The sequence below is a fragment of the Listeria cossartiae subsp. cayugensis genome (genome assembly GCF_014229095.1).
Taxonomy (GTDB): Bacteria; Bacillota; Bacilli; order Lactobacillales; family Listeriaceae; genus Listeria; species Listeria cayugensis.
Genome location: NZ_JAARZC010000003.1, coordinates 369,473 through 382,831, shown reverse-complemented (window position 1 = coordinate 382,831; position 13,359 = coordinate 369,473). Strand labels below are relative to the sequence as shown.

Annotated in this window: 15 protein-coding genes; 3 read left to right on the top strand and 12 right to left on the bottom strand. The window is 38.3% G+C overall.

The features are described from left to right. The first annotated feature begins 90 nt into the window (after positions 1–90). Positions 91–786 (top strand): Crp/Fnr family transcriptional regulator, encoded by a 696-nt coding sequence (locus tag HCB49_RS11635; RefSeq protein WP_185605028.1) that lies wholly within the window; start codon positions 91–93, stop codon positions 784–786. Here HCB49_RS11635 and HCB49_RS11630 read toward each other — a convergent pair. The 6 genes from HCB49_RS11630 to HCB49_RS11605 form a co-directional block, all read right to left on the bottom strand. Then, a complete protein-coding gene (locus HCB49_RS11630) occupies positions 756–1,463 on the bottom strand; it encodes an EAL domain-containing protein (protein ID WP_185481410.1) in 708 nt (235 codons plus the stop codon). The two genes, HCB49_RS11635 and HCB49_RS11630, sit on opposite strands and share 31 nt — an antisense overlap. Positions 1,464–1,539: 76 nt before the next feature. Next, the gene (locus tag HCB49_RS11625) at positions 1,540–2,430 is read right to left on the bottom strand and encodes an ROK family protein (RefSeq protein WP_185605027.1); all 891 of its coding nucleotides are present in this window, start codon (positions 2,428–2,430) and stop codon (positions 1,540–1,542) included. A gap of 113 nt (positions 2,431–2,543) precedes the next feature. Then, entirely contained in the window at positions 2,544–4,814 is a 2,271-nt protein-coding gene (chiB, locus tag HCB49_RS11620; protein WP_185605026.1) for a chitinase ChiB, read from the bottom strand. 289 nt (positions 4,815–5,103) lie between these two features. Then, positions 5,104–5,478, bottom strand: coding sequence for a hypothetical protein (locus HCB49_RS11615; protein WP_185605025.1), 375 nt, complete (start codon positions 5,476–5,478; stop codon positions 5,104–5,106). A 92-nt stretch (positions 5,479–5,570) separates the two neighbouring features. Continuing rightward, complete coding sequence (locus tag HCB49_RS11610; protein WP_185396388.1) at positions 5,571–6,203, bottom strand: nitroreductase family protein; 633 nt, start codon at positions 6,201–6,203, stop codon at positions 5,571–5,573. Between the two features lie 13 nt (positions 6,204–6,216). Then, complete coding sequence (locus HCB49_RS11605) at positions 6,217–6,507, bottom strand: putative quinol monooxygenase (RefSeq protein ID WP_185480585.1); 291 nt, start codon at positions 6,505–6,507, stop codon at positions 6,217–6,219. Positions 6,508–6,618: 111 nt separating this feature from the next. On the opposite strand from HCB49_RS11605, the gene HCB49_RS11600 reads away from it, so the two are divergent. Next, positions 6,619–6,909 carry an ArsR/SmtB family transcription factor gene (locus HCB49_RS11600; protein ID WP_185605024.1) on the top strand — a complete coding sequence of 97 codons (291 nt, stop codon included), beginning with the start codon at positions 6,619–6,621 and terminating at the stop codon, positions 6,907–6,909. A gap of 109 nt (positions 6,910–7,018) precedes the next feature. Beyond that, positions 7,019–8,515, top strand: a complete 1,497-nt coding sequence (locus HCB49_RS11595) for a polysaccharide pyruvyl transferase family protein (protein WP_185605089.1) — start codon at positions 7,019–7,021, stop codon at positions 8,513–8,515. A gap of 40 nt (positions 8,516–8,555) precedes the next feature. Here HCB49_RS11595 and HCB49_RS11590 read toward each other — a convergent pair whose 3' ends face one another. The 6 genes from HCB49_RS11590 to HCB49_RS11565 all read right to left on the bottom strand — a co-directional run bounded on the left by HCB49_RS11590 (position 8,556) and on the right by HCB49_RS11565 (position 13,215). Further along, positions 8,556–8,906, bottom strand: coding sequence for a DUF2200 domain-containing protein (locus HCB49_RS11590; protein ID WP_185605023.1), 351 nt, complete (start codon positions 8,904–8,906; stop codon positions 8,556–8,558). 133 nt (positions 8,907–9,039) lie between these two features. Then, positions 9,040–9,429 (bottom strand): DUF956 family protein, encoded by a 390-nt coding sequence (locus HCB49_RS11585; protein ID WP_003728363.1) that lies wholly within the window; start codon positions 9,427–9,429, stop codon positions 9,040–9,042. A gap of 126 nt (positions 9,430–9,555) precedes the next feature. Beyond that, the gene (locus HCB49_RS11580) at positions 9,556–10,467 is read right to left on the bottom strand and encodes a PTS system mannose/fructose/sorbose family transporter subunit IID (protein WP_003721724.1); all 912 of its coding nucleotides are present in this window, start codon (positions 10,465–10,467) and stop codon (positions 9,556–9,558) included. Between the two features lie 21 nt (positions 10,468–10,488). After that, the gene (locus HCB49_RS11575; RefSeq protein WP_003724931.1) at positions 10,489–11,295 is read right to left on the bottom strand and encodes a PTS mannose/fructose/sorbose transporter subunit IIC; all 807 of its coding nucleotides are present in this window, start codon (positions 11,293–11,295) and stop codon (positions 10,489–10,491) included. Positions 11,296–11,318: 23 nt separating this feature from the next. Continuing rightward, positions 11,319–12,284: a mannose/fructose/sorbose PTS transporter subunit IIA gene (locus HCB49_RS11570; RefSeq protein WP_185480582.1), complete on the bottom strand. Its 966-nt coding sequence runs from the start codon at positions 12,282–12,284 to the stop codon at positions 11,319–11,321. Positions 12,285–12,579: 295 nt separating this feature from the next. After that, positions 12,580–13,215, bottom strand: a complete 636-nt coding sequence (locus HCB49_RS11565) for a mpt operon Crp-Fnr family transcription regulator (protein WP_185480581.1) — start codon at positions 13,213–13,215, stop codon at positions 12,580–12,582. Positions 13,216–13,359: the final 144 nt, after the last annotated feature.

The following is a 13,359-nucleotide window of genomic DNA, read 5'->3' as shown; positions in this document are numbered from 1 at the left end:
AAATATTTTTAATCTGGTATCTTTTTAGGACAGATAGCAGTAAAGTAGTATAGTAATTAACAATTTTACTTTAGTATAGGAGTTTTGATCATGCTTTCCACTATAGATTTTTCAGCTATTTTTTCTAGTGATTATTCGAGTAAAGTCTCTTTTAAAAAAGGTGATATTATTCATGCATTTCGCGCTTACGAAGACAAACCACCTCAAATGGGGGTACTTTTAAAAGGAACTGCTGTTTTGGAAGGACCTACAAGCGAAGGACGCTGGATGATAAATGCTTTAATTGCTCAAAGTGCGATTTTTGGAATGGAAAGTTTGCTCGAAACAAAAACGGCCCCGGAACTTACGGAATACCGCGTTCGTGCATTAGAAAATGGCACTGCTTTATTCATCGACCGCGAATTTTTTCTCAATTATTTATATGCGAATCCGCAATTTTTCCATCTTGTACTGGACGATGTTATTGTGCGCTACCTTTTCACAGCGAAAAATTACAAAAATATCAATCAGCCACCAATAGTAAAAGTTACTCGTATTTTTGTGGAAATTGTCGAGCTTCTCAATTTGCATCAATCCGATGGGCCAATTAAACTTCCATCCTATATTAATCAAACTTTCTTAGCTGATTATTGCCGTTCTAGTCGCGCGCGAATTACAGAAGCCTTAGAAGAATTACGCGAAAGTGGCTTATTGCTTTCTAAAAGGCCAATTATAATTAGTTCTCATGAAAACTTGTTAGACCAAGTGGACAGTTTTCAAACAGGGAACGGCTTATTAACTAAATAACCTTGAAAAATCGATACGCCATGGCTTTCTAGTAGAGTCATGGTTTCTTTTGTTTCAATTCCTTCAACCACAAAATCAAGACTGTTTTTTTGCGCAAAATTCGCCCATGCTTTAATAAATAATAGTAAATCTTCTAATGGAATATTTTTGAAATGAATTAATGAGAATTTAATTTCTATTATGTAAGGTAGGTAGCTCATCACTCGCTCTAGGCTGTTTAAGCCACAACTCACATCATCAATTGCGATGTGATAGCCAAGACCGTGAATCACTTTAATTTTGTTTAGGATAAATGCGTCTTTATCATTCGCATTGAGGTGGCGTTTATGCGCGGGAACATCAAAAATATCTTCGGTCATTTCTACGGTAATGCGGTGGCTCTCGATTTTCAATCTGTCTAGCCAGTGGAGAGTCTCTATATAAAAAAGTTGCTGTGGCGCGATGTTTATAGCAAATCGATCATTTGGATATTTCGCTAAAACCTCAAAAAAAGCATCGCAAAACCACTCCGAAAAAGCCAAATATAATTCTTCATCTGCGAGTACTGCCTCTAATTCTGATAGAGGAAATCTAGGAACTTTACTATCATCGCGCAAAAGTATTTCATATTCGACAATATTTCCCTGAAGAACGTCTAACTTAGGTTGAATAAAAAGTTGAAATTTCATGAGTCCCATCATCCCTTCCCATTTCTCCTCTCTATTCTAATACATTTTTAGTACTAATCGCAAAATTTAGTATAATAATATACAATTAGCCAATACTTTGTAAAAAGAAATTATAAAGCGCGCCATATAAATTAGCATCGTTTCGGAAATGACAAGTAACTATTTTGGGGTTGGCGGCGATGAATGGGCTCGCAGCTTTTATTTCTTCAATCGCTTCATTCAAACGTTTAACAACAATGGGTTGCGCACTAATTCCGCCACCAATCGCAATAATTTCCGGATCAATCAAATATTGGATATTCAAAACTTGCGCGGCTAGCCCATAAATATAATCATCAAAAATAGCTTGAGCCTCCTCGTCCCCTTGATTTATCCACTCAAACACTTGCTCGCCGTCTTTTTTATCTGCCATATTTTTCTTGGTAGCAATTCTTTTAATTAACTCAACCGCAGATCCAGTCCGCCCAAAGAACTTCCCTCGTAATTTTTCCGTATCAAAAGAGGTCTGGATAAAACTTACTTCCCCGGCCATTAAATTAAAACCAGATTGCAGCTTACCGTTCATAATAATCCCGCCACCAACACCACTTCCAAGCGTTAAAATCGCTGCACTATCAACATCTTTCGCTACACCTAACCATAACTCTGCTAGTGCTGCACTTTTAGCATCATTTTGTAAAACGACCGGAACATGACATTCGCGCGCGAGCATTTCAGCCAAGTTTTTTTCATGCATAAATAACAGCGAACCGCCTTGGTAAATCACGCCTGTTTCCGTATCAACTACCCCAGGACAACTCACAGCAATTCCTGTTACTTCTTGTTGATAAGGACGCCATTTTTCTACCATCTGCCCTACAAGTTCTTCCGCGTTTTTGGCAGTAGTAGGGAATTTGTCTTTCATTTTTATCGTTCCATTATTCTCCATCAATGCAAATTTTATAAAAGTTCCACCGATGTCATATACAAAATACATCTGCCAGCATCCTCTCTAATGTCTTTTATTCATTGTAATATGCTGGCTATGATTTTGTCCTCTTTTTCAAATAAAAACAGAGATTCTCCGGAAAGAATCTCTGTTTTTGTCTATTAATTTATTAACAACCAAGGGCCCCATTGTTCAGCTCCTGGTTCATTCCCTTGGGTCCACCACTGTGCTTCATATGTTTTCCCTTTATAAGAAACCCTGTCTCCCTTATTGTACGTTTTGGCAGTGTCCCATGCTGGTGTTGCTGGTGGTGTTGCTGCGTCAAGCGTTGTCACAGTTAGCGCCGAGCTTGCTGCCGAGAAATTTCCAGCCGCATCATACGCTTTTACTGTGTAAGTGTACGCTGTTTTTGCAGTTAAGCCACTATCTGTAAAAGTAGTTCCTGAAACAGAGCCAACTTCGGTCCCATTTCGGTACACTTTATATCCAGCCACCGCTTTATTGTCCGTTGAAGCTGTCCACGTTAGAGTAGCAGATTTATCGGTTACATTAGAAGATGTGAGTGCTTTTGGTACGGTTGGTGCTTCTGTGTCACTTGGATCAGGTACAACACTTCCGCCGCCAAAAATAGTTTGTTTACCAAATTCGACACTCGATTTTACCATCCGTTGTGTTAAATCAATTTTAGAAATATTATTTACATCCACACTAGATGCACTCGATTTTAAACGGAACGTATAAGATGCGCCTTGTGGAATTTGCTGTGCATCATATACAGAAGCTAAATCAACTACTGTGTTGCCACCTGAAGTAGTAACTGTCCCAGCTTTATAATCCCCAGCAGTTAGCGTTTCGCCTGCTTTTACCGGAATATAAAACTTAGGTAATTTCACTGTTTCAAACGATAGCTCAGTTGATTTCAAGACTTCATTGGTTTCGTCCGCTTTTTCATTGTTTGTAATTGTAATTTCGTATCCGACCCCATTTTCGCTATAAGGTTTTACAGTTGCTACCACATTTAAATTCGCATATGTGATTGCGTTTTGCGGGATTGCACTTGTACCGAACAATCCAGTTTTAATAGCCTTCGTGAGTTCATCGCGCTTAGTCGAAGTCGTGGTTTTATCCTGCGACTGCATCCAAGAAATCATCCCCCCAAGGTTATTATCTTTTACATATTGTGCCTTATAGCCAATCGAACGTGGATTGTCATATGTGTAAAACTCCCCAGTTTCCTTACTATAAAGATACGGCGCTTTGGCAGTATCATCCCAATATTCTTTCAAAGTTGGCGTTTTAGCTTTCAGCGCATCAATACTTCTATACGCCCAAACTCCGCCAGCACGGCCCCCATCGCCAGTTTTAATTGGGTTTTCGTTGTTTGCCCCATAAGTAAGCGAGCCATCCGCATCTTTATTCGTTTTTTCAGCAGCTTGGAAAAGACCTGGCAATACCGTATCCGTTCCAGCAGCTACTTTATTCCAGCCCCGAGTATAAAATGCTGCCCCAACAACAATTTTATTCGAAACTGCTCCCTTTTCTTTTAAGTATTTCACGGTTTGATCTACGGAAAACCCACTATCATAATTCGGATCTTTCGGATTGCCGTAAAGCGCTGTATGATGCGCACTATTCGGTGTCCAAGCACCATTTAAGTCATACGTCATCACATTCGCAAAATCGACTACTTTAAATAAATTCGCTACATCAATCCCATTTTCTAAAGTAGATTTTGCAGCTGGTAAAGCAACCGATAATTCGTATTTCTTGTTAATATCAACGCCTTGTTTATCCAAAGCCGTTCTTAAATCTTGTAAAAGTGTAATAAAGTTTTGTTTGTCCGCAGGTTTTGCATTTGGAGTGCCTTCATCGTTTTTATTATCAACAAGGTCAGCGTCCCGAACCGAAGCAGGATATTCCCAGTCCAAATCAACAAAATCCATATTGGTATATTTCACAAACTTCATCACGTTTTTCACAAAGTTAGCCCGTTTTGTCGGATCTGCTGCAACCGTCGAGAAATCTCCCGACTTAGACCAGCCTCCAACCGACACACCGATTTTCAAATTCGGGTTTTGAGCGCGTAAATCTTGAATCGCATTCAAAACACCAGCATTCGCTCCGCCCCATTGAACTCCCTCTTGCCCAACAGGCGCCCCAACAGCAGCATCTTTATCAGTAAAAACCAAATCCCCATTACTATTAAAATCCAGAAAAGCAAAATTCAAATGCGTTAATTGATCAGCCGGAATATCTTTCGGATAAAAGTTCCCTTCTCCTCCCCAAATCGACCAATCACCATAATACATTACATTTCGATACTGTGGCACATTTTCAGCCGCTTTCGCCCGTTTTGGCTGTGCACCAATCGATACCACCACTAATGATAAAACCAACAACACAACAGAAGTAATACTAAAAAGCTTTTTCATCTTCTTATTCATCTCTTCACCCCGATTTTTGATTTATAAACCTCATTTCGGTAGTTCTAAGTTTGTCTCTCTGTACCCCTTTTCGTGTGGTTGCCAGAATGCCTTTTTCTCTAATTTCCTCCCCCCAATTAAAGATTCATTCCAAGCATCTGTATATCATGCAATAATCATGCCAAAAGAAAGCGCTGTCATTGTGCGGTTTATCTACCATTTCTTAGCTACACAGATAAAATATCCACTTACACAGATAAAAAAATAGCATGCGCACTTGGCCCATACTATCTACTAGTTATCTCTTTATTTTCACAAATTCAAACCAATGCTTTCGCGAATAAAAAAATGATGCTAAGCAAAGACCAAGCGCAATCAACGTAGCTACCAAACTAGTCATAACAAAACCGTAAAAAAGAAACGGGAACATCGCATAATTTAATATTAGTGCCTTACGATTAATCCGCACAATCACATCACTGCTATTTTCCAAAATCGCTTCTTCGCTCCCATAAAACCAGTTTGTTACCCGAACCTTCGTTTTCTCCACCTTAGGCATAAAAAAGTGCGATTGGTAGTTATCTAATTTCACAATCTCTTCATTTTCAATTCTAATATTCACCGGAGTAATGCTGCCGCCAATGCCTGTTTTACGAGTTATTTTGATAGTCACAGTTGCTTCTCCTCCTTGGCTTTATGTCCCTTTAATTATACCAAGAAACAAAAAAAGAACAAGGAAATATCAACTATTTCCCCGTTCCTATTTTAAGCAAAACTAGTAACATCAGTAATCGGCAATCGATAAGACTGATAACCAGCATTTTTCGCTTTTCCGATAGAAACAATCATCACTGGTACATAACGCTCTGGGTCCATATTAAAAGCTTCTGCAACTTCTGTACGCTCAAAACCGCCGATTGGGTTTGTATCATAACCGTGCGCACGAGCAACGAGCATTAACTGCATTGCTACAAGTCCACCGTCAATAAGTACCACGCGTTCTGCTTCTGAACGAGGAATCGCTTCAAAATACTGGCTTAATTTCGCCATTTGTTGTTCTTTCACTTCTGCTGGCATCAAGCCTCGTTCCACAGATTCTCCATAGATTTTTTCACCGTTTTCGAAGTTTTGTAAGTCACCGAAAACTAAAATCATTGCGGAAGAAGATTCGTTTTGACGAGTATTAAAGCGAACTAACGAGTTTAATTTTTCTTTACCCGCGTCACTTTCCACAACTACAAAACGCCATGGCTGCATATTTACAGAAGAAGGAGCAGTTACCGCATCCTCTAAAATAGCTTTCATTTCCTCTTGGCTAATTTTCACCGTTTCATCGTATTCCCGAATCGAGCGACGGTTTTTCATTAAGTCTTCAAAATCATTATTTAAATAAGTCATCGTTTTCTCCTCCTTATCGCGCAAGTGGCGTTAACACTGAAATTTCAAGTTCTTTAGCAACAAAATTGGCAGCGGCTTTCTGGAATTTTTTGAAATGCTCGCTATCATTGTGTTGTTGAATGGCATCCATATCCGCCCATTTTTCTAACATATAAAAAACTGTTTCGTTTTCCGTCGATTGCACTAATTCATAACCATGGTTTCCTGCTTCTTTTTGTGATGCGGCGATAACTTCTTTAACAGCCTGCAAAAAAGCTTCGGTTTGCTCTTTTTTTATCGTCATTCGCGCTTCAATATGCAACATGTCTCAACAACTTCTTTCAGATTTTATAGTTCGATTAATTTCGAACTATCATAATATAACATAGCAGCAAGTTCCGCGCAATTAAAATGTAAGTTATGATATGATATTTATATGAAAAAGTTAAATGAGCTCTCAAAATCAGATTTATTATTAATTTTCCAAGCATTAAGCGACCCAATCCGTCTCGATATTTTCCTATGTTTACTGAAAAGCAAAGAAAAACGCTTCTCTGGCACAACTTATAATATTTCCAAATCAACCATGTCACACCACATTAAACTGCTTAAAGAGGCACAACTGATTAATTTAAGAAAGGAAGGGACAACGCATATTTATTCGGTGAACGAAGAATTAGTGGATGCAATTGGCTACTTCTTTGATACGTGCAAAAACAAACACTAATAACTTCACCCCGAAAACTATTAACCTTATTAACATTTTGATATAATTTAAATATCAACTTACTTAAGGATGTGGTTTTTTAGTGAAGAGAATATTAATTAGGTCAGGCATGCGACCCACGAATGTATACATGCCGGAAGACCTATATTTAAAAGATCGGACAGGTTTTAACAATGGCAACCTTGCTTATCAATACAGTGTTTATCGAGCTTTATGGAATGACGATGTAGAAATACACGCAGATGGGCTTTCATCTAGTCCTAACCTCGCAGAAAAAATCAATGAAAATTACGACCTCTATGTTATGCCTTTAGCAGATGCATTTCGAGATGACTTCAGGCCCGTACTCCGCAATTACACCCAACTTATACGCAAATTAAAAATCCCCGTCGTCGTCACGGGCGTAGGCTTACGAGCGAATTACGAACCACAACTAGATCAGGGTTTTGCTTTTGATGAAGATGTTACTAACTTTGTAAAAGCAGTCCTAGAAAAATCAGCTCAAATTGGTGTCCGCGGACAAATTACTGCTGATTACCTAAAAAAACTAGGCTTTAACGATGACCTCGACTTTCGAGTAATTGGTTGTCCTTCCCTCTATACATTCGGACGAGAAATAAAAATAAGAGATTTACACTTAACAAATCAATCCTCCATCGCGATTAACGCATCTCCAACCTCTTCAGAAACTGCTATCCAATTCTTAAACAATCTGATTACTACATACAAAGACTATCACTTTATTCCTCAACATCTAGACGAATTCCATTTAATGTACGCTGGTGGTCCAGATATTACTAGCGATATCAAAGGTTACCCCACAAATATCGAACATAAATATTATCAAGAAGGTCGCGTAAAATACTTTACTAGCATGCCTAGTTGGTATGATTTCGTGAAAAATATTGATTTTAGTATTGGTTCTCGCTTGCACGGAAACGTTATTCCTACAATCGTCGGAACACCTAATATTTCTTTTGTACAAGATGCCCGAATGCGCGAACTAGCTTCCTACCACGCTCTTCCTCACGTCACAATAGACGAACTAGAGCAAACCAACAACATTCAAGAATTACTCGATAAAGTCGATTTGAAATCTGCTGAAAAAGTGCAAGCGCAAAATTTCGATAATTACATTGATTTCTTAGATACAAATGGGCTAAATCACATCTATAAACACGACAAAAACAGAAAATCTGCCCCAATGGATGAACTTATTCATTCCATTAATTTCCCCACTAGCCCAGAAGTCATTTCCACATTAAATCCAACAGAGATGCTAAATCGAGTAAAATTTTCTGCCAATCTATTAAAAGAAAGGCATGATTTTAGCACCAAATACCGAGTAAACGCCGTTAATAACCAACTTACCCAACTGAGAAAAACTACTGCAGACCAAAACAAAAAACACCAAGAAAAAAATAAACACTTAGAAAATGAACTTAAACAAACTGAACAAAAATTACAACTTACAACAAATAAAAATAATGAACTAACGAACAAAATCAAACATTATCAAGGGACTTTAAATCGAAAATCCGTGAAAATGACTTTAAAAGTTGCTAACTCATTAGCAGACGTTAAAAAGAAAGTTTCCAAAAGCTGATACACAAAAAAAGCAGCCTTCACACCGGCTGCTTTTTTGTTTATTTTCTTAAAATCTTCTCCATCTTTTTCCCTTTTGCGAGTTCATCAACTAATTTATCCAAATAACGAATTTGTTGCATCAGTTTATCTTCAATTTCTTCCACTCGGTAGCCGCAAATAACTCCGGTAATTAAGGAAGCATTGGGGTTCATTTTTGGAGCTTGGTTGAAAAAGGTCTCGAAATCAATTTCTTCATCAATGGCTTGCTGCAAGGAAGCTTGGTCGTAGCCTGTTAGCCAGAAAATAATTTCGTCCACTTCTTCTTTGGTGCGGTCTTTTTTCTCCGCTTTTTGTATGTAAAGAGGGTATACACTAGCGAATGACATCGTGTAGATTCTTGGTTTTTTCATGTTGGTGTTCCTCCTTTGATTATGTTTTAATTACACTTTCTATTGTATCAAAATAAGCTATTTGTTCAATTATTATGTACGAAAAAAAGCATCAACAGACATGGTCCATTGAAGCTTTTCGGTATAAATCGGCTTATTTATTTTTGTTTTTCTTCTTGCTAAATATCGACCGAAACGAGCGCTTCATAACATCAAAGAAACTGAGCGAGCTCACCATATTGGCCGGGTCGACATAAACTCGTATTTTACGTAAAACTTCTTTAGGTCGTTTAGAAGCAAATGTATATGTGCCGTTGCGCTTTGTTTTAATGGCATAGCGAGGGATCCACTTACCTTTTAGCATAACGGATACAATAACTTGATCTACTTCTTCCCAAGGGATTTGGACGAATTTACGCACATCACGTGAGTTGAAAAATTCAAAACCTTTGTCGCCAATCATAATTTTCCCGTAATCTGTAAGTCCAGTATACGCGGTGGCATCTATTGTTAAGTCTACCTTTGTATTAATCGATTGAACCAACTGTATTCGCTCCATTTCTTTTCGCTTGTTTTGTTTATTATACCGTATTCGTTTATCTGTGTCATATATCTAAACGAAAAGAGGCTCGGTGAATATTGCACCAGCCTCTTTTCGATCAGCTTATTTTTACAGAAGCCCGATTAAGTGACCAACTATACCAACTACGAATAGACCTAGAATGATGATAATTGGGCTGATTTTTTTCTTAAGTAACCACATACATAGGAATGTAAGAGCTACTGCTGCAAGTCCTGGGATTAAGTTATCCAAGTTATTTTGCAAGGTTGTTACTTTAATTTCAGATAGAGCTAAACCTGCTTGTTGTTGTTCTAAAGCAGTTTTGATACCTTGAGCGCCTTGTGGAAGATGACTCCAATCAATATACGCACCTTCATCAAGTTTAACTTTCGAGATAATTGGTGCAAACTGAATATTTACCCATCTCTGCACCAAGGCGGCGAGGACGAACATCCCGAGTATCGAAGCACCTTTTGTAATGTCTTGTAGTAATCCACCAGAAAGGTCATCAGTAATTTTCGAACCAGCTTTGTAGCCGAATTCTTGTGTATACCACATGAAGCCCCAACGGATTACGTTCCAAGCAACGAAGAATAAAATTGGTCCAAGAATGTTTCCACTCAAGGCAAGAGAAGCACCTAATGCACCTAACATTGGACGAATTGTAAACCAGAATACTGGGTCACCAACACCAGCTAGAGGTCCCATCATACCAACTTTAACCCCTTGAATTGCTACATCATCAACTTCTGCACCATTTGCACGTTCTTCTTCAAGTGCAAGTGTTACCCCAAGAATTGGAGACGCGATATATGGATGTGTATTAAAGAATTCTAAGTGACGTTTTAGAGCTTGCGAACGATCTTCTTTAGTTTTATATAATTTTTTAATAGCGGGAATCATAGAGAATGCCCAGCCACCATTTTGCATACGTTCGTAGTTCCATGAACCTTGAATGAACGTAGAGCGCCATGCTACGCGTAGACGGTCTCTCTTTGATAATTCGATTTTTTCTGCCATTCTATTCTCCTCCTTTTTTTATTAATAGTCGTTTAATATATCGCCCAGTGGATCGCGAGAATTTCCGCCTCCACCGCCGTTTGAGTTACCGCCACCCATTTTAGATAGATTAAGGTAAATAAGAGCAAGTGCAACACCTAGAGCACCAATTGCGATAAGTGTAAGTTGAGAAATTGCAGCTACTACGAAACCGATAACAAAGAACGGCCATACTTCTTTAGTAGCCATCATGTTGATAACTAGTGCATAACCAACGGCAACTACCATTCCTCCACCGATAGCCATACCATCTGTTAACCAAGCTGGCATTGCTTCTAAGAAAGATTGAACGCTGTCTGCTGGAATGAATAAAAGTGCTGCTGCAGGAATCGCGATACGAATACCTTGCATACAAATTGCTGAAATATGTAACCACTCTACGCTGCGAATATTCCCTTTTTCAGCGGCTCTGTCCATCAAGTGAACAATTGGAACTGCCAATGTACGAACGATCATTGTTAAGAAAAGACCTGCTACTGCAAGTGGAATTGCAATTGCGATTGCGGACGGAATACCTGCTACCCCTTGTCCACCTAATACTAATATAATTGCTGAAGCTACTGAGGCAAGCGCGGCATCTGGTGCTACGGCTGCTCCGATGTTTGCCCATCCAAGTGCGATCATTTGTAGAGTTCCGCCAAGGATGATACATGCTGTTAAGTTACCTGTTACGAGACCAATTAATGTACATGCGATTAATGGCTGATGGAACTGAAATTCATCTAGAATTCCTTCAATACCTGCTAAAAATGCAATAAGTACTACTAAAATTATTGATATGACAGACATAATAAACCTCCTATTTTAATTTTTTATTGTGTCTTTAATTCATTTTTTGCTTTTTTGATGATGTCATCCATGTTTGCGCTTGAGTCATTAGGGACTTTACGCACATCGAATTTAACGCCTTTTTCTTTTAATTTCTCAAAAGTGGCAACATCATCTTTACCCATGGAAAGTACTTTGCTAACAACAACTTTACCTACAGAGTGAGCCATGGAACCAACGTTTACTTGTTCGATTTCTACGCCACCTTCAATTGCGCGTAAAACATCTTGAGGATTTTCGAATAATAAAAGTGCTTTTGTATTGCCGAAACGTGGATCTTTTGAAATCTCAATCATTTTTTGGACTGGGATAACGTTAGCTTTTACTCCTGGTGGTGCAGCTTGTTCGATTAATTTTTTACGAAGATCGTCTTTTGCAACTGCATCTGAAACAACGATAATTCTTGTTGGGTGTGTTGCTTTTGTCCATGCAGTGGCTACTTGACCATGCAAGAGACGTGAATCAACACGAGCTAGAACGAATTCAATTTTGCCGTCACCAACTGCAGCGATTTCTGCTTGTGGCTGTTCAGTAGCTGTTACTTGCGGTTGTAGTTCTTCTGGTTTCACACGGATACCTTCTTGAGCTGGCGCAAGGATATTTGCTGCGATTTCGTGTGCGCTTTCCATTGTAAAACGTGATGAGAAAGCTTCAATCAACATTGGCAAGTTAAGTCCTGCTACGATTGCCCACTTATCTTTATGTAACTCATAAAGACCGTTTGCTTGATTGAATGGTGTGCCTCCCCAAAGATCCACTAAGAATAAAACTTCATCTTGGCTATCAAAGGATGCAATTGCAGCTTCCATTTTAGCTTTGATGTCTTCTGGACCTTCGCTTGGCATCAAAGTGATTGCTTTAACGTTTTCTTGCTCGCCGAAAATCATTGTTCCGGACTGCAAAATACCTTCAGCAAATTCACCGTGAGTTGCGAGGATAATTCCTACCATCTTTTTCCCTCCTAATATAATTCATTTATTTTGCTACCCGCTCTATTTATTGCAAGTTCCGTGCCAACTTTATAGTATTGCAGCTAGAATACTGTTGTATCAGTACTTTTACGAATTAATTTTTTACGGTATTAATTAGTGTATCAGTCGTCGATACAGAAAAACATGTATTATAATTTAGTGTATTCATGTAATTAATAATGTATATCAAAAAAACACTATTAATTCATCATAATCGCTATAAAAAGTAAAAAAACTACCCAAAAATTGTATTTGAGTAGTTTTTTTATGATATTTACAAGACACATAATACTTCTAAATCCTGCATTAAAATCCAAGGTGTCTTTTTTACATTAATTATTCCTTTATCAGCCAAGCCATTTATAATTAAAGATGTTGTTGAAACGGAGCATTTGGCTAATTTTGCTAGGACGTAAATTTTTAACCATCGTGGAAATACGGGTTTGCTTGCCGGGTGTAATTCATACCACTTGATAATTCTCAGTAAGACTTTTTCAACTCGTTCTTCGGGCCCTGCCGACATTATCTCTCTTTGCCATTCTAAACTTTTCTCAAAATCTTCCGCTATCTGCAAGAAGAAATTCGATAATAAATTGTGCTCGTCTAGCTTTTCGAATAGTTCATCTGTTGGAATAATGCTATAGGTTGTATTTTCTAAGGCGGATAGTAGTAATACTCTTTCCGTGGTGTAAATAATACGTTCACCCGCAAATATTCGTTCAATTGTGGATTTCTTTCCCGCACTCTCTTGTATCATTAAACCTTTTTCCATGATAATTATTTGTCCATGTTGCAATTTAAGTTCCTTACCTACCTCCAATTCTTGGTGAGTAAGAGAAAAATTCTTTCTAATCCATGAATAAATCAGCAAATCTTGACTGATTAGTCTATGAAATTCTAAAAAAGTCATTTTCTATTTCCTTTCCTCCCATTTCTTTAAAAAAATTGGGCTATCGGCCGAACTATCTCTGTCTTTTCACGAAAAAAAATTTGTTTCATTCAGCGGGAAAAGGTAGGCTAGCCTTCAATTTAAGACTCCCTACCTCCCCGTTTT